The 19,900-nt window shown below is 71.3% G+C and carries 20 protein-coding genes; 8 read left to right on the forward strand and 12 right to left on the reverse strand.

Translation table 11 applies throughout. From position 1 onward, the window contains the following. Positions 1-78: 78 nt before the first annotated feature. Entirely contained in the window at positions 79-573 is a 495-nt protein-coding gene (locus tag ACQPY4_RS18575) for a winged helix-turn-helix transcriptional regulator (RefSeq protein WP_433337979.1), read from the forward strand. Positions 574-740: 167 nt separating this feature from the next. On the opposite strand, the gene ACQPY4_RS18580 is transcribed toward ACQPY4_RS18575, so the two are convergent. After that, positions 741-1,316, reverse strand: a complete 576-nt coding sequence (locus ACQPY4_RS18580) for a TetR/AcrR family transcriptional regulator (RefSeq protein ID WP_433337981.1) — start codon at positions 1,314-1,316, stop codon at positions 741-743. A 72-nt stretch (positions 1,317-1,388) separates the two neighbouring features. After that, on the reverse strand, positions 1,389-1,724 hold the full coding sequence (locus ACQPY4_RS18585; RefSeq protein WP_433337983.1) for an SPW repeat protein: 336 nt from the start codon (positions 1,722-1,724) through the stop codon (positions 1,389-1,391). 183 nt (positions 1,725-1,907) lie between these two features. On the opposite strand from ACQPY4_RS18585, the gene ACQPY4_RS18590 reads away from it, so the two are divergent. Further along, positions 1,908-3,509, forward strand: a complete 1,602-nt coding sequence (locus tag ACQPY4_RS18590) for an adenylate/guanylate cyclase domain-containing protein (RefSeq protein WP_433337985.1) — start codon at positions 1,908-1,910, stop codon at positions 3,507-3,509. A 167-nt stretch (positions 3,510-3,676) separates the two neighbouring features. On the opposite strand, the gene ACQPY4_RS18595 is transcribed toward ACQPY4_RS18590, so the two are convergent. From ACQPY4_RS18595 to ACQPY4_RS18605, 3 genes are all read right to left on the reverse strand, one after another. Next, the gene (locus ACQPY4_RS18595; RefSeq protein ID WP_433337987.1) at positions 3,677-4,414 is read right to left on the reverse strand and encodes a hypothetical protein; all 738 of its coding nucleotides are present in this window, start codon (positions 4,412-4,414) and stop codon (positions 3,677-3,679) included. Positions 4,415-4,493: 79 nt separating this feature from the next. Further along, a complete protein-coding gene (locus tag ACQPY4_RS18600; protein WP_433338952.1) occupies positions 4,494-5,126 on the reverse strand; it encodes an MBL fold metallo-hydrolase in 633 nt (210 codons plus the stop codon). Further along, positions 5,123-6,208, reverse strand: coding sequence for an S-(hydroxymethyl)mycothiol dehydrogenase (locus ACQPY4_RS18605; RefSeq protein WP_433337989.1), 1,086 nt, complete (start codon positions 6,206-6,208; stop codon positions 5,123-5,125). The genes ACQPY4_RS18600 and ACQPY4_RS18605 overlap by 4 nt, the downstream gene beginning before the upstream one ends. Positions 6,209-6,394: 186 nt before the next feature. Here ACQPY4_RS18605 and ACQPY4_RS18610 point away from each other — a divergent pair, with 186 nt between their 5' ends. Next, entirely contained in the window at positions 6,395-7,618 is a 1,224-nt protein-coding gene (locus ACQPY4_RS18610) for an alpha/beta hydrolase family protein (protein ID WP_433337991.1), read from the forward strand. A gap of 41 nt (positions 7,619-7,659) precedes the next feature. Here the strand turns inward: ACQPY4_RS18610 and ACQPY4_RS18615 are convergent, their stop codons facing one another. Next, on the reverse strand, positions 7,660-8,241 hold the full coding sequence (locus ACQPY4_RS18615; protein WP_433337993.1) for an AAA family ATPase: 582 nt from the start codon (positions 8,239-8,241) through the stop codon (positions 7,660-7,662). Positions 8,242-8,513: 272 nt separating this feature from the next. Between ACQPY4_RS18615 and ACQPY4_RS18620 the strand changes: the two genes are divergently transcribed. The 3 genes from ACQPY4_RS18620 to ACQPY4_RS18630 all read left to right on the forward strand — a co-directional run bounded on the left by ACQPY4_RS18620 (position 8,514) and on the right by ACQPY4_RS18630 (position 12,807). Next, complete coding sequence (locus ACQPY4_RS18620) at positions 8,514-10,703, forward strand: alpha-N-acetylglucosaminidase (RefSeq protein WP_433337995.1); 2,190 nt, start codon at positions 8,514-8,516, stop codon at positions 10,701-10,703. Positions 10,704-11,441: 738 nt separating this feature from the next. Then, complete coding sequence (locus tag ACQPY4_RS18625) at positions 11,442-11,660, forward strand: hypothetical protein (RefSeq protein WP_433337997.1); 219 nt, start codon at positions 11,442-11,444, stop codon at positions 11,658-11,660. 682 nt (positions 11,661-12,342) lie between these two features. Beyond that, complete coding sequence (locus ACQPY4_RS18630) at positions 12,343-12,807, forward strand: nitroreductase family deazaflavin-dependent oxidoreductase (RefSeq protein ID WP_433337999.1); 465 nt, start codon at positions 12,343-12,345, stop codon at positions 12,805-12,807. Between the two features lie 138 nt (positions 12,808-12,945). Here ACQPY4_RS18630 and ACQPY4_RS18635 read toward each other — a convergent pair whose 3' ends face one another. Then, positions 12,946-13,356 carry a VOC family protein gene (locus ACQPY4_RS18635; protein WP_433338001.1) on the reverse strand — a complete coding sequence of 137 codons (411 nt, stop codon included), beginning with the start codon at positions 13,354-13,356 and terminating at the stop codon, positions 12,946-12,948. Between the two features lie 118 nt (positions 13,357-13,474). Beyond that, positions 13,475-13,879, reverse strand: a complete 405-nt coding sequence (locus ACQPY4_RS18640) for a nuclear transport factor 2 family protein (RefSeq protein WP_433338003.1) — start codon at positions 13,877-13,879, stop codon at positions 13,475-13,477. A gap of 70 nt (positions 13,880-13,949) precedes the next feature. Here ACQPY4_RS18640 and ACQPY4_RS18645 point away from each other — a divergent pair, with 70 nt between their 5' ends. Continuing rightward, positions 13,950-14,840, forward strand: a complete 891-nt coding sequence (locus tag ACQPY4_RS18645) for a LysR family transcriptional regulator (protein WP_433338005.1) — start codon at positions 13,950-13,952, stop codon at positions 14,838-14,840. Between the two features lie 6 nt (positions 14,841-14,846). Here ACQPY4_RS18645 and ACQPY4_RS18650 read toward each other — a convergent pair whose 3' ends face one another. Next, positions 14,847-15,392, reverse strand: a complete 546-nt coding sequence (locus ACQPY4_RS18650) for a TetR/AcrR family transcriptional regulator (protein WP_433338007.1) — start codon at positions 15,390-15,392, stop codon at positions 14,847-14,849. A gap of 95 nt (positions 15,393-15,487) precedes the next feature. On the opposite strand from ACQPY4_RS18650, the gene ACQPY4_RS18655 reads away from it, so the two are divergent. Continuing rightward, on the forward strand, positions 15,488-16,378 hold the full coding sequence (locus ACQPY4_RS18655) for a TIGR03620 family F420-dependent LLM class oxidoreductase (RefSeq protein ID WP_433338009.1): 891 nt from the start codon (positions 15,488-15,490) through the stop codon (positions 16,376-16,378). 4 nt (positions 16,379-16,382) lie between these two features. On the opposite strand, the gene ACQPY4_RS18660 is transcribed toward ACQPY4_RS18655, so the two are convergent. The 3 genes from ACQPY4_RS18660 to ACQPY4_RS18670 are packed head-to-tail and all read right to left on the reverse strand — an operon-like array spanning position 16,383 to position 19,832. After that, positions 16,383-17,312 (reverse strand): endo alpha-1,4 polygalactosaminidase, encoded by a 930-nt coding sequence (locus ACQPY4_RS18660; protein WP_433338011.1) that lies wholly within the window; start codon positions 17,310-17,312, stop codon positions 16,383-16,385. A 37-nt stretch (positions 17,313-17,349) separates the two neighbouring features. Then, positions 17,350-18,924 carry an FAD-dependent oxidoreductase gene (locus ACQPY4_RS18665; RefSeq protein ID WP_433338013.1) on the reverse strand — a complete coding sequence of 525 codons (1,575 nt, stop codon included), beginning with the start codon at positions 18,922-18,924 and terminating at the stop codon, positions 17,350-17,352. 11 nt (positions 18,925-18,935) lie between these two features. Beyond that, positions 18,936-19,832: an AurF N-oxygenase family protein gene (locus ACQPY4_RS18670; protein ID WP_433338015.1), complete on the reverse strand. Its 897-nt coding sequence runs from the start codon at positions 19,830-19,832 to the stop codon at positions 18,936-18,938. Between the last annotated feature and the right edge of the window lie 68 nt (positions 19,833-19,900).

Here is a 19,900-nt window from a genome sequence, read left to right on the forward strand (position 1 = left end):
CAACCGAACCAGATCCTCGGCCGACCGTAACATGATCTGGTTCGGTGACTGAACCCGTCCTCGGTTAAAGTGTCACCCATGGCACTCGGGAAGGACTACGCGTTCCAGGACTGCTCGCTGGCCCGTGCCCTGGAGGTCGTGGGAGAGCGCTGGACGCTGCTGATCATCCGTGACGCCCTCTACGGCGTCCGCCGGTTCAGCGACTTCCAGGCACGTCTCGACATCCCCAAGGCGGTGCTCTCGGCCCGCCTCCAGACGCTCCTGGAGGCCGGGGTCCTCGCCAAGGAGGGCCACGAGTACGCCCTCACGTCGATGGGCCGCGAGCTGTGGCCCGTCGTCCACACCCTGGGCCGCTGGGGCGAGCGCCACCTCGACTCCGAGACCTGCCGCATCTTCCTGCACGCCGCGTGCGGCGAACGCCTGGACATCGACGGAAGCTGCCCGTCCTGCGGCACCCCCGTCCCGCCCGAGGACGTCGAACTCCGCGCCGGCCCCGGCGCCGTCCGCGAAGACCCCGTAAGCCGCTACCTGGAGTCCCCCCACCGCCTCCTAGAACCAATCCGTGTTTCTTGAAACCCCGGCCCACCTACGCTCGCCTAACGGCTCGCTTCGGTGACCGTGGTTTTGCGATTGCTGCATCGCTTCGCGATCTAACCGGGGGAAGCTCGCCTTCGGCGTCGCTTCCCCCGGTTAGTTAACGCAATCGCGCGCGGGCTGAGGTCGCTGCGGGGTGGGGTTGGTCAGGTGCCCAGGGCGCGGGCTATCAGGTCGGCGACGGCGTCGGGGTCGACGTGTTCGCCGGTGAGCTGGGAGAGGTTCTCCTGGTAGATCAGGACGGCGGCGAAGGTGGTGGCGGCGACCTCCAGGCGGGCCTGGTCGCCGCGCGAGCCGGGGAGGGCGAGCGCCAGGGCGCGGCGGGCGCGGCCGAAGACCTCGCCGTTGAGCCGGCCGAGCCGTTCGCGGACCGAGGTGTGCGTGTCGGCCTCGCGGAACAGGATGCGGCGCATCGCGGGGGAGGCGCGCAGGGGCGAGTGGCGGGCCAGTTCGGACAGGGTCGCGGCCGGGTCGCCCGGCAGGGCCGCCACGGCGTCCTCGGGCAGTTCCTCCACCAGCGTCCGCTCGTCGACCAGCGCCACCAGGACGTCGATCTTCTGCGGGAAGTAGTGGAAGACCAGGCCCTTGGGGACCTTGGCGTGACGGGCCAGTCGGGCCGTGGACGTCGCGTCGTAGCCCCGGTCGGCGAACAGCGTCTCGGCCGCGTCCAGGATCCTGGTGCGGGCATCGGGCTGGTCCTGCTTGCGTGATGCCCTCATCATCTGCGGCCCCCTGAGATCGGCCATGGCCCCTGGACGCGCGTTCGCGCCAGGGGCCACACCGGGACGGAACGGTCAGGTCGTGGCTTCCGCGCGGGTGGTCTGCGTGGCGCCCCAGACGCCGACGATAGCCGCGACGCCGCCGGCGATCCATGCCGTCCAGGCGGCGGCGTCCTCACCGGTGAAGCCGAACGCCCAGGGCGACACGAAGATCAGCAGCGCGAACGCCGTGGCCGTCCAGGCCGAGGGCCCGGCCGCGCCGAGCAGCGAGTAGAGGCCCGCCAGGGCCAGCAGCGCGCCGAGCACCATCAGCGGTTGCTCGCCCGCGTCGTCGGCCCACAGCGGGGGTGCGAGGAGTGCGGCGAGGCCGGCCACGAGGGCGACCCCGTCCTGCCATGCGAACTTGCCCATCCGCCACCTCCGGGGGATCACGTTCGGACCTGGATGTCCGGTTCGGATGATGCCCTGATTGACCGACCGGTCAATCTTTCCGGACGGAGCGAGTGTGCTGGCGCGGCGGTGAGCGATAAGTGACGCGCGGTGAGCCCACCCGTCCTCCGAGTCCGTCGTGGGGAGGGGATAACCTCCACGCACATGAAGACCCATCAGGGGGAACCGGTGGCGGGACGCTCGCGGCGGCGCCCGCTCGGCCCGCTGTGGCGGCTGATCGACGGACCGCCCGGCGAGTCCCGCGCGCAGATCGCGCGGCGCGCCCGGATCCTGGTGACCGTGGCGACCGGGCTGGCCAACCTCGGCGGCGCGCTGGTCGTCCTGCTGTTCTCGGTCGTGGTGCCCGACCCCGAGGGGGCCGTCTCCGACCGGCTGCGGACGATCAACCTGATCGTCTTCGGCGTCTACGTGGTGCTGGCCATGCCGGTGGGCCTGGTGCTCGGCGAGCGCTTCTTCCGGCGGGTGCGGCGCCTGGTCGACGAGCACGACGAGCCCGACCGGCGCGAGCGCGCCCTCCTGCTCTATGGGCCGCTGCGGCTCATGGCCGTGCATCTGACGCTGTGGGGCGTGGGCACGGTCGGGTGGGTCGTGGTCAACGTGCCCTTCTCCGGACTGCTGGCCGTCAAGCTCGGCCTCACCAGCCTGCTCGGCGGGCTCACCACCTGCGCGGTGGTCTATCTGCTGACCGAGCGGCTGCTGCGGCGCGCGGTGACGACCGCGCTGGCCAGCGGCGTGCCGCGACGCTCCGGGCTGCCGGGCGTGGTGGCCAGGTCGCTGCTGGCCTGGGCGCTCGGGACGGCGCTGCCCCTGCTCGGGCTGATCGTCCTGGCGGCTGGAACCTTTCTGATCGCCAAGGTGACGCTGCGCGACCTGGCCGTGGCCGTCCTGCTGCTGGGCGGCACGGCGCTGGTGGTCGGGCTCGGCGTCACCTACACCGCCGCGCGGGCGATCGCCGACCCGGTGGAGTCGGTGCGGCGCGGTCTGGCCCGGGTGGAGCGCGGCGAGCTCGACGTCCAGGTCCCCGTCTACGACGCCAGCGAGGTCGGGCTGCTCCAGGCCGGGTTCAACCACATGGCCTCCGGACTGCGCGAGCACGCCCGGCTCCAGGACCTGTTCGGCCGCCAAGTGGGGGAGGACGTGGCCAGGGACGCGCTGGAACGCGGCATCGACCTCGGCGGTGAGCTGCGCGAGGTGGCCGTGCTGTTCGTGGACGTGGTCGGCTCCACCCGGCTGGCCGCCGACCGTCCGCCGACCGAGGTCGTCCGGCTGCTCAACGCGTTCTTCGCCGTCGTGGTCGAGGTCGTCGGCGCGCACGGCGGCTGGATCAACAAGTTCGAAGGCGACGCCGCGCTGGCGATCTTCGGCGCGCCGCTGGCGGTGGACGGCGCGCCGTCCCGGGCGCTGGCCGCCGGACGCGAGCTGGCCGGACGGCTCCGCACCGAGGTCCCGGGGCTGGGCGCGGCCGTCGGCGTTTCGGCCGGCGGGGCGGTCGCCGGGCACATCGGCGCCGAGGAACGCTTCGAGTACACCGTGATCGGCGACCCGGTGAACGAGGCGGCCCGCCTGACCGACCTGGCCAAGGCCGTCGAGGGCCGGGTGCTCGCGGCGGGCTCGGTGGTCGAGGCCGCCGAACCGGCCGAGGCGGCCCGCTGGCGGCTCGGCGAGGAGCTCACGCTGCGCGGACGGACGTCCCCGACCCGGCTGGCCTCACCCCTGGCCCCCGACCGCTCCGACACCGCCCGTTGATCTGGTGCGGACGGCGGGCGCTGATCCGGCTCGGACGGTCCTTGGTTCAGCCCGTACCGACCGCCGCGGTCGCGGGCGTCGGCTCGGTTCGGAAGGGCGGCCGCCGACCGGCCTGTGCCGATCGCTGCGGTGGCGGGTGCCGGGTCGGTTCGGACGGTGATCGTTGATCAGGCGGTGCCGATCGTGGCGCCGCCCAGCGTCGTGTAGTAGGGCGACTTCTTGAAATTCGGCCCGGTCTCCTCGCCGATGTACAGGTCGGCGTGGTGCTCGCCCCCGTATCCGGGACGGAACAGGTCGGTGACCGTCCAGTGCGACTGCCGGAACTTCGCGCAGATCTCGGCGGGGACGGGGCGTCCCTTCTTGCCGCAGTGGGCGACGACGAAACGCTGCCCGCGCGCCAGCACCGTCTTGTCGGCGGCGGCCGACGACCAGGGCTTGAGCGGCTTGCCCCGAGAGTCGCGGGTGCTGTCGTCCAGCCACCAGCCGACGCTGTAGGACCAGTTCAGGTAGCGGCCCTTGTTGGGGCCGGTGGTGATGCGGCCGTTGCCCTCGGTCTGGATCGCCTTGAGGAAGTCGGCGGGATAGGAGCCCAGCGGGTCTTTGCCCCACTTGCAGTGGAACGTCGCGCAGCCCTTCACCGGCTTGAGCGGCCCGCCGTGGTAGGTCTGGACGAGCGTGTAGTACGTGGTGATCCGCCAGCCGCCGGGCTTGCCGATCGGCTTGAACGGCCGGACCAGCGGGCTCGGGGGAGGCGTGGCCACGGGAGCGGGCGACGCCACGGGCGACGGGGCCGACGAGGCCGTGGGCGGGACGACCGCCGCGGTGTCACCGGCCGAGCTCGTGGCGCATCCGGCCAGCACGGGAAGCAGCATGCCCGCGGCGGAAAGTGGTGCCCAGAGCCTCATCCCACTCCCTCGTCCACCATCCGCCGACTCAGAGGACCCTAACCTCCCCGCGTCCCGCGCGGAAGCCGGACCGCGCGGATCAGTGCCCCCGCGCGATCCATTCGTCCAGGTGAGGGGCCTCCTCGCCGATCGTGGTGGAGTCGCCGTGGCCCGTGCGGACGACGGTCTCGGGCGGCAGCGTCAGCAGCCGCTCCCGGATCGAGGCGATGATCGTCGGGAAGTCGGAGAAGGAGCGTCCGGTGGCGCCGGGACCGCCCTGGAAAAGCGTGTCGCCGGAGAAGACCGTGCCCAGGCCGGGCGCGTGCAGGCACACCGCGCCGGGGCTGTGGCCCGGTGTGTGCATGACGGTCAGCTCGGTTCCGGCGACCGCGATGACCTGGCCGTCGGCGAGCTCGCCGTCCGGGGCGGTGTCGGGGTGGCGCCGCTTCCAGAGCATCAGGTCGTCGGGGTGGAGCAGCACCGGGGCGCCCATCCGGGCGGACAGCGCCGGGGCCGCGTCGATGTGGTCGTCGTGGCCGTGGGTGGAGACGATCGCGGTCAGCCTCCGGTCGCCCACCGCCGCCGCGATCGCCCCCGCGTCGTGGGCGGCGTCGATGACGATCGCCTCCTCGTCGTCGCCCACGATCCAGACGTTGTTGTCGACCTCCCACGTCCCGCCGTCGAGCGAGAACGTGCCGGAGGTGACCAGCCGGTCGACGCGCGCGGCCATCAGAGCATCACCACCGAGCGCAGGACGTCGCCGTGGTGCATCTTGGTGAAGGCGTCCTCCACCCCGGTCAGCGGGATCGTCTCGGACACGAACGCGTCGAGCTCCAGCCGTCCCTGGAGGTAGAGGTCGATCAGCATCGGGAAGTCGCGCGAGGGCAGGCAGTCGCCGTACCAGGACGACTTCAGCGATCCGCCCCGGCCGAAGACGTCCAGCAGCGGGAGGTCGAGCCGCATCTCGGGCGTGGGGACGCCCACCAGGACCACCGTCCCGGCCAGGTCGCGGGCGTAGAAGGCCTGCTCGTAGGTCTCGGGACGGCCGACCGCGTCGATCACCACGTCGGCGCCGAACCCGCCGGTCAGCTCGCGGATCGCCGCGACCACGTCGGTCGTGCCCGCGCGGACGGTGTGGGTGGCGCCCAGGCCCTCGGCCGCGGCGAGCTTGCGCTCGTCCAGGTCGACCGCGATGATCCGCGCCGCGCCCGCCAGCCGCGCCCCGAGGACGGCGGCCGATCCGACGCCGCCGCACCCGATGACCGCCACGGTGTCACCGCGTCCCACGCCCCCGGTGTTGATGGCCGCGCCCAGCCCGGCCATCACCCCGCACCCGAGGAGCCCGGCCACGTCGGGTGCGGCGGCCGCGTCCACCCGGGTGCATTGACCGGCGGCGACCAGCGTCTTGTCGGCGAACGCCCCGATGCCCAGGGCGGGGGAGAGTTCGGTGCCGTCGGCGAGGGTCATCTTCTGCGTGGCGTTGTGGGTGTCGAAGCAGTACCAGGGACGCCCGCGCAGGCACGCCCGGCACCGCCCGCACACGGCGCGCCAGTTCAGGATCACGAAGTCGCCCGGCGCGACCTCGGCGACGCCGTCGCCGACCGACTCCACGACCCCGGCCGCCTCGTGCCCGAGCAGGAACGGGAACTCGTCGTTGATGCCGCCCTCGCGATAGTGCAGGTCGGTATGGCAGACGCCGCACGCCTGGACGCGCACGACCGCCTCGCCGGGGCCCGGGTCGGGGATCGTGACCGTCTCGATCCGCACCGGCTGCCCCTTGCCCGGCGCTATGACTCCGCGGACGTCCTGTGGCATGTCGGCCTCCGTTCCGTCGTTCCGCCCGACCCTAGCGAAATCCCGATCGGGACATCGGCGTCGAAACGCGGCCCCTCTCAGGTAGCGGTTCCGGCTTCACCGGCCCGAGTGATGCGGGTTCGGGTGGCACCCCACGAGGCTTGGGCCCTCTCCGAACGATCGAAAGAGGTGGCCGTCTTGGCCCGCATGACCTTCCGAATCGCGACCGCGGCCGTGGTGGCGGGGACCGGGGCCGGGCTCGTCGCCGTCCCCGCCCTCGCGGGGGACGGCGAGCGCCGTCCCGCCCCCGTACGCGGGCAACTGGTGTCGTTCAAGCATCTGCGTGCCATGTCGGCCCAGCAGGTCGGCGCGTGGCTGGCGAGCGAGGGGTTCGACGCCGGGACCGTCCGGCACGGCGTCGACACCTACCGGCTGACCTACCGGACCGTGGACGTCCGCAAGCGGCCCACCACGGCCACGGGACTGCTCGTCCTGCCCCGGACCAAGGCCCGGACCCTGCGGACCGTCTCCTACGCGCACGGGACCACCAGCCACAAGCCCGACGCCCCCTCGATGGCCGAGGACGTCTGGGGCCCGGGAGCGGCCGTCACCTACGGCTCGGCGGGCTACGCCGCCGTCGCCCCCGACTACCTGGGGCTGGGCGGCGGACCGGGCGTCCACCCGTGGAAGGACGTCCCTTCGGAGACCACGGCCTCGCTGGACATGCTGCGCGCCGCCCGCCACTTCGCCCCCAAGGCCGGACGCAAGCTGGAACGGCAGGTCATGGTCACGGGCTTCTCCCAGGGAGCGTCCGCAGCACTCGGCCTCGCGCGCGCTTTGCAGGACGGCGCCGACCCGTGGTTCCGTGTCCGGGCCATCGCGCCGATCAGCGGGGGCTACGACTTCAAGGGCGCCCAGCTGCCCGCTCTCGTCAACGGGAAACTCCACCCGAAGATGAGCGTCGCCTACAGCGCCTACCTGCTCACCTCTTGGAACCGCATCCACGGCCTGTACCGCTCACCGTCCGAGGTGTTCAAGGCCCCGTATGCCGGACGCGTCGAGAAGTACTTCGACAGCACCACCCCCGGCGAGGTCATGCTCAAGGGCCTGCCCGACAAACTCGGTCAGCTGCTCACCCCACGCGGCTGGGAGATGCTCCGCCACCCGTCCGGCCGGTTCGCCCAGGCCCTCCGCGTGGACGCCTCGATCATGCACTGGACCCCGAAGGCGCCCGTCCGCCTCTACAAGATCAGCAAGGACGAGCAGGCGACCACCGCGAACACCGACCACCTGCGCGCAGCCCTACGCGCCCGGGGAGTCGACGCCCCGGTCATCGACGTCGGCGACAAGCTCTACGGAGGCTCCCGCCACCTGGGCTCCAACCTCTCCGGCACGGCGTTGACCGTCCGGTGGTTCCAGTCCCTCCGCTGAATGATCCGGCCCCGGGGACACCATCGGGGGCGCCCCCGGGGCTACTTGAAGTGGATGGCGCGGAGGTGGTCGACCGCCGCGCGGTCGAGGACGGTGGCTCCGGCCGCGGGGGGCAGCGTCCCGGTTCGGGCGCGCTCCACCAGCGGACGCCACCGCCGGACGTGCCGGGCGAAGGTCGGGGTGCTCACCACGCGGCCCCGTGCGAGCTGCCCCTGGCGCGCCGTCCTCGGGGGGACGTCGATCAGGATCAGATGCACCTGGCCGCCCCGGCGGCCCGTCAGCCAGGCGAACATGCGAAGAATGTGCGGCCACGTCCCCCGGGTGTGGGCGACCACGTCGTGGCCCTTGGACACCGCACGCAGGATCCACCACACATGGGTCGCGAGCACGAGCGGGATCTGCGCCCGCGCCGGGACGAACCGCAGCGCCCGCGACCACCGGTTGCGCGCCTGACGCGAGTCGATCACGAGCACGTTCCCCCGGCGCACCGGACCGCGCTCGTCCCCGTTCAGCCCGTACAGGCGGTCGAGCAGCGTGCTCTTCCCTGCCCCCGGCAGCCCGGCGACCAGCACCAGGGCGCCGGACGGGTAGACCAGCTCGGTGCCCGGAGCCCGGGCCTCCACCTCGTTGAGTTCGCGGATTCTCGCTCCCCTGATCGTTGCCCCCGTACGGCCCGTGATGGATGCGCGGCCCGGTAGTAAATAGACGCACACCGATGATCGGTGGTTCCGCCGACACGCTCCGTCGTCATCGGAGGTGCCCGCTGGGGGCGCCCACCGTACCCGAGCACCACCGGATCTGCCGACGTAAGGGGCAAATCCGGCGCGTTGCGATTCTGTCCGACGCCTGTGGCAACATCGGAGCGTCACTGATCGACTACCCACAGGGAGGACGGATGAGGCGCCTGATCACGCTGGTGGCGGCGATGCTCGCCCTCCCGCCCACCGCGGCCGCCGCCCCACCCCTCAGAGGCGCCCAACCGCCCACCACAGCCGCACCGGCCGCCAGCGCGGCACTCGTCCGCCTCCTGCCCATCCACGCGCCCCAATTCACCCTCCGTCAGCTGCCCCGCACCGGAGACCACTTCACGATCGCGGGCCGCCGCGGCGCGATCACCATCGAGGGCACCGGCCCGTCCGTCCTGCTGGCGGGCGTCGGCTGGTACCTCAAGCACGTCGCCCGGGTCGACCTCTCCTGGCCCGGAGACAGCCTGTCCCGGCTGCCCGCCGTCCTCCCCGCCCCGGCCGCACCCATCCGGCGCTCCGCGACGGTGCCGCACCGGTTCGCGCTCAACGACACCGACGACGGCTACTCCGGCGCCTACCGCGACTGGAACGCCTACCAGCGCCAGGTCGACCTGCTCGCCCTCCACGGCGTCAACGAGGTCTTCGTCCAGATGGGCGCCGAGGCGCCGTACTACGAGGCCCTGAAGGAGTTCGGCCACTCCGGCGCGCAGTTGCGCTCATGGATTCCGGGGCCGTCCCACCAGCCCTGGTGGCTCATGCAGAACATGTCCGGGTTCGGCGGTCCCGTCTGGCGCCGACTCATCCAAGAGCGCGCCAAGCTGGGACGACGCATCGTCGCGCGCCTCCACGAACTCGGGATGACTCCCGTCCTGCCGGGCTACTTCGGCACCGTCCCGCCGGGCTTCCGGCACGGACGCGTCGTCCCGCAGGGCAGCTGGGTCGGCTTCACCCGGCCCGACTGGCTCGACCCGCGCACCCCGGCGTTCGCGGACCTCGCCGCCGCCTACTACCGGCACCAGAAGCGGCTCATCGGCCAGACGTCCATGTACAAGATGGACCTCCTGCACGAGGGCGGCCGACCCGGAGACGTCCCCCTCCCCGCCGCCGCCCGCGCCGTCTTCACCGCCCTCAACACCGCCAGACCCGGCGCGACCTGGGTCATGCTCGGCTGGCAGAACAACCCGCCCACCGCGATCGTCGACGCCATCGACCACGACCGCCTGCTCATCGTCGACGGCCTGTCCGACCGGCTGAACACACTGAACCGCGAGAAGACCTGGAGAGGCGCGCCCTACGCGTTCGGCACGATCCCCAACTTCGGCGGCCACACCACCATCGGCGCCAACACCACGGTCTGGGCCCGCTTCCACCAGTGGCGCGCCAAAAACGACAGCGCACTCAAGGGCATCGCCTACCTCCCCGAGGGAACCGGCACCGACCCGACGACCTTCGAACTGTTCACCGAACTGGCCTGGCACCCCGGCCCCCTGAACCACAAGCAGTGGTTCGCCGACTACGCGTCCCGCCGCTACGGCGGCCACGACCCCCACGCGACGGCCGCCTGGGAAGCCCTGCGCCAGGGCCCGTACAGCATGCCGTCCGGCACCTGGAGCGAACCCCAGGACGGCCTCTTCACCGCCCGCCCCAGCCTCACCGTCCGCACCACGGCCACCTGGTCACCCCCAACCATGCGCTACGACCCCGCAACCGTAAGAACAGCCCTCACCGAACTCCTCCAGGTCTCACGCCCCCTCCGCCAAACCGACGCCTACCGCTACGACCTGGTCAACACCGCCAGACAAGCCCTGGCCAACCACAGTCGCGAACTCCTCCCAGCCCTCAAGGCCGCCTACGACGCCCGAGACCCCAAGAAGTTCAAAGCAATCGCCACCACCTGGAAGAGCTCCCTCACCCTCCTAGACCGCCTCCTGGCAACAGACTCCCGCTTCCTCCTAGGCCTCTGGCTCCACAACGCCCGCGCCTGGGGCACCACCCCAAAAGAGAAACGCCGCCTCGAATACGACGCCCGCACCATCCTGACCACCTGGGCCCACCGCCAAAGCCACGACGCCGGCTCCAGCGACTACGCCAACCGCGAGCTGTCAGGCCTGGTCTCCACCTACTACGCCCACCGCTGGACCCTCTACCTCAACACCCTCGAAGAAGCCCTACGCTCCAACACCCGCCCCACCCCCATCGACTGGTTCGCCACAGCCCAAGCCTGGACCCACCAATCCACCCCCCACCCAACAACCCCCACCGGCAACCCCCACCACCAAGCCACACAAGTAGCCAAAACCCTCCACCTCCCTCCCCACGAACAACCCCCCACCCCATAACTCCACCCACCACGCCCAGACGCCCCAGCCCACGACCACATCCCCGAGCCCCCACCCCCAGCACCCATTTTCCGGCGCTTGCGTCCTGCCCCCATCCGCCCGATCCAGCACCCGCCGCCCGCCCGAGCACCCACTACCCACCCCCCTGCCCCCGCTGCCTATCGCCCGCCTTGGCCCCACTGCCCGCCGCTCACCCGAGCACCCGTTGCCGGGCGCCGCGCCCTAACACCCGCTCCCGCTGCTCGCTTTTGGCCAGTTGCCTGTCGCCGCATCCCGGCGGCGTTGCCTGTCGCTGCGTCCTGCAGCCGCCGCTCGCCCTGGTCTCCGCCGCTCACCCTGGTCTCGGGCTGCCTGTCGCGGCGCTCCAGCACCCACTGTCCGATCCGGCCCCCGCCCGCCCGGAGCACCCGTTGCCTGGCGCCCGCCCTGTCACCGGCTGCACGCCGCTCGCCCCTGGCCCGGCTGTTTGTCGCAGCGTCCCGGCTCCCGATGCCGAGAGCCGTGCTACAGCAGCCGCCGTTCCAGCACCCGCCGCTCGCCCGAGCATCCGTTGCCGGGCGGCGCGTCCTGGCACCCGCCGCTCGCCCTAGCCCGTTACCTGTCGCTGCGCTCCGGCTCCCGCTGCCGTGCTTCAGCGGGCGTTGAGCGCCGCTCGCCCCGGCACCCGCTGCCGGAGCTGCGTCCCTGCACCGGCTGCCTGGCGCCGCGCTTCAGCACCCGCCGTTCGCTCAGCAGCCAATGCCTGTCGCCCTGTCCCTAGCACCCACCGCCAGGGCCGTCTCCACGCGCGAGGCGCTCCGGGGCTTGGTCGAGTTCGCCCGCCGCCGCGGCCTGATCCTCGTCGCGGACGAGATCTGGGACCGGATCCTGTACGACGGCAGCGGGCATGTCTTCGTCGCGTCGGCGGTCCTCGACCTGCTGTGCCTGACCTTCGGGGGCTCTTTAAGAACTGCCTGACGTCGCCCTGGCACCGGCTGCCCGCCGCGCGCCCTCGCCCTCCGCTGTCTGTCGCAGCGTCCCGGCTAACGTTGCCCGGTGCGGCGCTCCAGCAGCCGCTGTTCGCCCCAGTGCCCATCGTTCGCCCGGCACCCGTTGCTTGTCGCCCCGCCTTGGCCTCCGCTGTCGCCGCGCGCGCTGGCGCGTGGCCTGTCGCAGCGCTCCAGCTCCCGTTGCCCGCCGCGCTCAGCAGCCGTTGTCCGGTCGCCCGCTCCGGCAGCCGCTGTCCGCCACATCACCCGCCGCCCGCCCCAGCGGCCGTTGTCTGGTGCCCCGGCCGCATCACCCATTGCCCACCGTGGCTCCGGTGCTTGTTGACCAGACACGAGCGTCCATTCCGCCCGGCAATCCCAGTCATGCGACTAGAACCGCTCACTCAGGACGCGAGGCTTGCTACCCGGTCCCGTGATCGGAGAAGGAGGTCAGGGAGCAGTTGGTTAACGCGTTCGAGGAGGGGCGGGCAGGGCGGACATTCTCTTCAGGTCGTGGAGGGCCGATCGGTGAGTCGGTGGGCATGGTTCGTGGGGTGGTTCGCCTGGGTGTGTGCGTGCGGAGTGTTGGCAGAGCTGGCGGTGGTCTCGTCTCCGCGTGAGGTTGTGTTGTACTGCGCAACATCAGCCGCAGCGACGATGGGGTGACCGCAATGCCTCTTGAGGGTGAGTACGGACCGAGTCCGGCGCAGTGGGTGCGCGAGCAGGTCGAGCTGTATGAGAGTTCGGGCGGCACACAGGGGGCGACCCTCTGGGACACGGGTCTGCCCGTCGTCATCCTCACGACCCGCGGCGCGAAGAGCGGCAAGATCCGCAAGATTCCTCTGATGCGCGTGGAGCACGAGGGGCGATATGCGGCAGTGGCGTCGAAGGGTGGTTTTCCGCGCCATCCGGTCTGGTACTTCAACGTCAAGGCCGACCCGCATGTGGAGCTCCAGGACGGCTCGATACGCCAGGAGATGACGGCCCGTGAGATCAGCGGGGACGAGAAGGCCGCGTGGTGGGAGCGTGCGGTCGCCGCTTATCCGCCGTACGCCGAGTATCAGGAGGCGACTGACCGCGTGATCCCCGTGTTCGTGCTGGAACCCATGGACATGCCAGGGGCGACGGGCGCCTGACCTTGCTCCCGGTATGAGAAGCGAATTTGCGGCGTACGGGTCTGGACGGCGAAGGGTGTTGGCGTGAATGTGCGCCCGAGGTTGGTTGGCCTCGGGCGCACGTTGGTTAGTTGTTGGGATTTGGGTGCTGGACGGGTTTTAGGTCAGTTGTTGGATGCGGACTGTGTTGCCGGCGGGGTCGCGGAAGACGCAGTCGCGGGCGCCCCACGGCTGGTCGATTGGTTCCTGGACGACCTCGGCGCCGCGGGATTGCAGCTCCTCGAAGGTGGCGTCCACGTCGGTGGCGGCCAGGTTGATGAAGGCGTAGGTGCCCTTGTTCATCATCTCGGCGATGGTGCGGCGTTCGTCGTCGGTGACGCCGGGGTCGGCGGCCGGGGGCTCCAGGACGATGGACGTGCCGGGCTGGCCGGTGGGGCCGACCGTGATCCAGCGCATCCCCTCGTAGCCGACGTCCTTTCGGACCTCGAAGCCGAGGGTGTCGCGGTAGAAGGCCAGGGACGCTTCCGGGTCGGTGTGCGGAAGGAAGCTCGCGTGAATGGTGATGTCCATGCAGGTCACGCTAGATCCGGCTGGGTGAACGGCGCTTCTTGATTCCTGATCGGTTTGCTCGTTTGGGAGCGATGTGGAAATCGGTTCGCTTCGTTGGGGTGGGGTCGGGTGGTTTGGGTTAGGTGGGTGGGCGGGTGAGGACGCGTTCTGCCAGGGCTGTGTCGCAGTACTCGGTGACTTCGGTGATCTTGCTGTTTTTGAGGCGGAAGATGTAGCAGTAGGTCTGGGGGTAGTCGTCGCCGTTGGTGGTGGTGGCGTGGGCTTTGGCTTGGACGACGACGCGGTCGTGTTCGGCGATGATGAGGTGTGCTTCGCTGCGGTAGGCGGCGAACTGGGCCATCAGGGGGCGCAGCAGGTGGTCGAGGGCTGCCTGCTTTGGTTCCCGGGTTCCGGCCCATGACCAGGTGCCGGGGAACGTCCAGCGGAAATCGTCGGCCATTGCTTCGCTCATGGCCTGGACTTCGCCCTTGGCCATTCGGCTGAAGATTTCCTCGAGCAGTTCTTTGTTCTTCTGCGCGTCCATGGAGCGAGGCTAGGTCTGGGCTAGGTATGCGACAAGCGACGCTCTTGCATGTGTGCTATCTCTTTTTCGCATGTCTGAGTTCACTGTGGTGGGTCTGCGGGTTGTTCGTGAGGCGGCCAGGCACGGGTCGTTCTCTACCGCGGCCGAGCGGTTGGGATATACGCAGTCGGCGGTCTCGCGTCAGATCGCGTTGATGGAGCGGGCGGCTGGGCAGGTGTTGTTCGAGCGGGGGGCGCGGGGTGTGCGTCCCACTGCGGCCGGGCGTGTTGTCGTGCGTTACGCGGAGTCGGTGCTCGGTGAGCTTCAGGCCGCTCGGCAGGATCTTCGTGACCTGGGGGCGCGTCCGGCCGCGCGGCTTCGGGTCGGGGCCTTCTCGACGGCCATGGCCGCGCTTGTGCCTCGGGCGATCGCGGTGATGGCCGCGCGGGAACCTCAGGTGCGCATTCCGCTTCGGGAGGGGCTGAGCGCCGCCCTGCTGACGTCGGTGGCGCGTGGACGCCTTGACCTCGCCGTTGTCGCGGTGCCCGAGGGGGTGGACGGGTTGGTCCATCTGGTGGACGATCCGCTCTTCATCGCGGTCGCTCCCGGGCATCCGCTGGCCGGGGAGGCGAGCGTTGATCCGGCCTTGCTGAGGCGGGAGCGCTGGATCGCCGGGAGTGCCGACCCCGCCTCGTCGTTGCTGGGGGCTTGGGCGGATCGTCCGGAGGTCGCGTTCGTCGCGCGTGACTGGATGGCGAAGCTGGGCCTGGTGGCCGCTGGGCTGGGCATCACCGTTGTTCCGGGTCTTGCTGTTCCGGCGCTGCCTTCGCCACTGGACGTGGTGAGGATCGATCATCCCTCGGCTGTTCGGCGTACCGCCCTGGCCGTTGGGGCGAATGATCGGCCTCGGGAGGCGTTCGTCGAGGCGTTGCGTGATGTCGCCGCCGAGTTGGCGTCCACCCAGCGGCACCGCCTGCGTTGACCCTGGTTACCGGGTGGCGTCCAGGACCAGAGCGAGCATTCGGGTCGGCTGGGCCGGGTCGGTGGTGGTGCGGGTGGCCAGGGCTATGCCGGTGACCAGTTTGAGGAGGTCGTCGGGGGTCAGGTCGGGGCGGGCCGCGGCGGATCGCTGGGCTCGGGTCAGGAGGGACGCCAGGGCCTGTTCGATGGCGCGGTGGCAGTCGTCGGCGGGGTCGGCGGTCATGAGGGCGCTGCCCAGGCCGTGGCCGGTCGAGGCGTGGACGAGGAAGGCGTGCAGCCATTCGGCCAGGGCCTCGGCGGGGGAGGCGGTGGCCAGGAGGTGCTCGGCTTGGGCGCAGAGTCTCTCGACGCGGTCCATGAGGACGGCGGTCAGCAGGGCGTTGCGGGTGGGGAAGTGGCGGTAGAGGGTGCCGGGGCCGACTCCGGCGCGGCGGGCGATCTCGTTGAGGGACGCTTCGGGGCCCGACTCGGTGAAGGTCTCGCGGGCCGCGGTGAGGATGCGCTCGTGGTTGCGGCGGGCGTCCGCGCGGAGCGGGCGTTGCGGGGTCCTCATCGTCCCATCTTTGGTCGTCACCGGGCCGGTAGACAATTCGGAGAGGTTCTCCGTATTGTAAGCGGAGTGGTTCTCCGGATGAAGGGTGGCTTTGTATGCGGTTGGGACGGGTTGGGGTTTGGACGTTCGCCCTCGACGCGCAACCCGCGGGGCGGGTGCGTGAGGTGGCGGCCGAGGTCGAGGAGCTCGGTTACGGGGCGATCTGGCACGGGGAGGCGTTCGGGCGCGATTCGATGGGGCAGGCGTGGCTGGTGCTGTCGGCCACGCGGCGGCTGGTCTCGGTGTCCGGGATCGCCAACATCCTGTTCCGTGACCCGATCAACATGGCCGCCTCCGAGAGGACGCTGGGCGAGGCGTTCCCCGGGCGGTACATGCTGGGTCTGGGTGGGCATCGGGTGGACGACACCGTCCACGATTGGGCCGGGTACCCGATGCCCGCGAAGGGCAAGGCGGTGACGACGATGCGGTCCTACCTGGATTCGATGGACGCCGTCCCGAATCACGGGGTCGCTCCCGATCCGGCTCCGCGCCGGGTGCTGGCCGCTTTGGGGCCCAAGATGCTCGAACTCGCGGGGGAGCGCACTTGGGGCGCCCACCCCTACTTCGTGCCGGTCGAGCACACCGAGCGGGCGCGGGCGATCATGGGGTCGCAGGCGTTTCTCGGCGTGGAGCAGGCCGTGGTGCTCGATTCCGATGTGGCGCGGGCCCGGGAGGTTGCCACGCGGCATGTCGCGGGGTATGTGGAGGCCGCGCCGCATCACCAGGCCAACCTGCGGAGGCTGGGATTCGGGGACGAGGATCTGGTGGGAGGGCCGAGCCGCCGGTTGGTGGACGCGATCGTCGCATACGGGGACGTCGATGCCCTCCGCAAGCGCGTCATGCTGCATCTCGAGGCCGGGGCCGACCATGTCTGTCTTCAGGTCGTGACCGAGGATCCTCGGGCGCTGCCGCTGGCGGAGTGGCGTGAGCTGGCGGGGTTGGTCTGAGCGATCATGCGCACGGGGTCCGGTGGGATGCCGTGGGGGGCTCGTCCTTGATGAGGCCGTCGAAGCGGTGGGCCCGGTGCGCGCGGCAGGCGGACGCCGGGTCGACCGAGCCCTTGTAGTCGACGGCGAACACGGCCTTGCCCCGGGCGATGAAGACGTCCAGTTCGGCGCACTCGTCGAACTGCGCGCATTCCTCGGGGAGGGCCCAGTCGAAGGCGTCCACGAGGGCCGCGGCGGATCCGGGCTGGTCGTGGCCGTTCTTCATGCCGACCGACAGGCCCCTGGCGTGGGCCTGGGCGGCCACCTCGCGGTACCAGGAGTGCTGGTCGGCCAGGGTGATCGGGAAGCCCGGGTCGTTGCCCAGCGGGTTGTTCTGGTCGGGTTCGACGGCGTCGCAGCCCATGCGCTTGGCCAGGTCGAGGCGGGCCCAGATGGCCTCCGCGAACCTCCTGCGGGACGCCGGGCGCAGGTCGAGCCAGCGCTCGCCGTCCCAGCCGGTGTCCCAGCCGATGACCGAGCCCCGCTCGGGCGGGCGCGGGCGGTTGGGGACGGCGGTCCGGTGGCCGGGGAAGCGCCCGGCGTCGGGCCGGTAGCTCTCGTAGGCGCCGGTGTCGACGTAGCAGATCACGACCGGGCGCGGGGTGCGGGCGTGGAGGGCGCCGATCTTCCCGGCCAGGGGGCCCGGCGGGACGTCGATGACCTGGCCGTCGGGGTAGCGCAGCTGGGAGCCCGGTGGGGCCAGATCGAACAGGTCGAGGTCGAAGACCGCGCGGCGGGCGGTCAGGTCGTAGGGTTCGCTGATCTGCCAGTCCCAGTTCGAGGCCTGGCCCGGTCCGGGCTTCCACCAGGTCTGGGGCCGGGGTGGTTCGGTGGCCGGGCCGCATGCCGTGGCGGCCAGCAGGAGCGCGGCGAGTGCCGCTCGTTTCCAGCGCACGCCGGGTGAGACGCGGGCGGAGATCTTGTGGTTCGGGCTAGCGCTTGGCCGCGGCCAGCATTTCGGGGACGGTCGGGAACTTGACCCGGGGACGGCCCGCCTCGCGCCCGCGGCGGCGTTCGGCGGCGTCGATGGCCAGCATCTGCTTGAGGCCGATCGCCCGCGGGCTGCGGCGGCGGACCAGGCGGGCGAACGCCCTGGCGCCGCCGGGCGGGGCGGGCAGGCGTCCGGCGGCCGCGTCGTCGATCAGGGTGCCGACGGTCTCCTCGGCGCAGGTCCGGTTGGCGCCGATGCCGCCGGAGGGGCCGCGCTTGATCCAGCCGACCACGTAGGTGCCGTCGGACACGCGTCCGGCCCGGTGCGGGACGGTCCCGGTGGACGGGTCGAAGGGCAGGCCGTCCACGGGGGCGCCGCGGTACCCGATCGACCGGACGGCCAGCCCGGCCGGGATCGTGCCGCGCTCGCCGGTGACCCGGACGGACGTCAGCCGCGGGTCGCCGGTGAACTCGATGGGGGAGGAGTGGAAGCGCAGGACGAGTCGGCGCTCCCCGGGGGCCGACCAATCGACCGGCTCGATGGGGAGGCCGTCCAGGAGGGCGGCCTTGGAGGACGGGGCGGCCGAGGCGATCTCCTCGCGGACGCCGGGCCGGTCGTCCACGACCAGGTTCAGGCCGCGCAGGGCGAGGAACTCGGGACGCGAGTAGGCCGCGTCGGCCGGTCCGCGGCGGCCCAGCAGGACGACCTCGCGCACGCCGCTCGCGCGCAGGGCGTCCAGCGCGTGGTCGGCGATGTCGGTGCCCGCGAGGTCTTCGGGGTCGGTGAGCAGGAGGCGCGCGACGTCCAGGGCGACGTTGCCGTTGCCGATGACCACGGCCCGCTCGGCGGACAGGTCGACCGCGTCGGCGGGGACGTCCGGATGGGCGTTGTACCAGCTCACGAACCGGGTGGCGGAGACGCTCGCGGGCCTGTCCTCGCCGGGGACGCCGAGCGCGCGGTCGTTCGCGGCGCCCACGGCGTAGATGACGGCGTGGTGGTGGGCGGCGATCTCCTCGTGGGAGATGTCGCGTCCGGCCTCGACGTTCATGTGCACCGACAGGCGCGGGTGCTGGTAGAGCGAGGCGAAGCCGTCGGCGGCCTTGCGGGTCGAGGGGTGGTCGGGCGCGACGCCGAACCGGATCAGGCCGCCGGGGACCGGCACCCGGTCGATCATCGTGACCTCCGCGCCCGTGGACCGCAGCAGCGACTGCGCGGCGTAGGACGCGGCGGGGCCGGTGCCGACGATCGCGACGCGCAGCGTCCCGATGCCCCGGGGGAGCGAGCGGGGGAAGGTCGGCAGGCCCCAGGAATGGTCGATCTCGTGGGCCTCGTAGTACTGGGCGTTGATGCGGGCGTAGGGGGCGTCGGGGCCGGTCAGCTGGTCGATCGGGAGGATGGCGTCCACCGGGCAGGCGTCCGCGCAGGCGCCGCAGTCGATGCACGCCTTCGGGTCGATGTAGAGCATCTCCGCCGTGGCGAATCCCGGGTCGTCCGGCGTGGGGTGGATGCAATTGACCGGGCAGACCGAGACGCAGGACGCGTCGTTGCAGCAGTTCTGGGTGATCGCGAAGGCCATGGCCGCCGTCCTCAGAGCATGTCGACGCGCTTGTAGATGGAGATCGCGGGCCTGGTGAGCAGGCCGGCCTGCGACAGGAAGTCCATCAGGTGGGCGCAACTGGAGCGCATCATGGCCTTGCGGTGCTGGTTGCGGCGGACCTCGTCCAGCGCGCGGGCGGTGTCGAGCCCGGCGGCGGCGTAGACGCCGTCGTTCACCATGCTGGTGACGATGAAGAACGCGCCCGCGGCGACGGACGCCCCGCTGAGCTGGCGCCGCGCGGGCCCGGCGCCGCGCATCCGGTCCCGGGTCTCCTGGCGCGCGAACTTCATGTGCCGCGATTCCTCCAGGACGTGGATCCTGCTGCTCGTCCGGACGATGTCCAGGACGTTCTCGCCGCGCATCCAGTCGCGCTGCATCACGTCGAGGACCTCCTCGGCGACCAGCGTCCCGCCGTAGGCGACCTCGGCGACGGCGAGCGACTTGAACAGCCGGGCGAGCTCGACCACGCCCTTCTTGGGGAAGTAGGCGGGGACGCCCATCTTCTCGCAGACCCGGGCGAACATGATCGAGTGGCGGCACTCGTCGGCGATCTCGGTCAGCGCGAACTGGAACTCGGGCCGGGCCGGGTTCCGGACGTACTGGTCGCGCAGGATCATCTGCTGCAGGATCATCTCGAACCAGATGCCGGTGCTCATGATCGAGCACACCTCGTGCCTGGTCAGCGTGACGCGCTGGGCCTGGCTCATCTCGTCCCACAGGCGGGTCCCGTACAGGGTGCTCCACTCGGGGTTGAGGCCGTACTGGTCGTCGGGGAGCGGCGCGTCCCAGTCGATCTCGGTCGCGGGGTCGTAGGAGAGCGTCGCGGCCGAGTCGAGCAGGCGCCGCGCGACCTCGTCGCCCCGGCGTTCCGTCGCGGGACTGCTCATGATCGGCTCCCTTCGAAGTATCTGTTACGCGAAGTAACTGATACATCAATGTAACACTCTCCGGGGAT

Origin of the sequence: Spirillospora sp. CA-294931 (assembly GCF_050946795.1) — a bacterium.
Taxonomy (GTDB): Bacteria; Actinomycetota; Actinomycetes; order Streptosporangiales; family Streptosporangiaceae; genus Spirillospora.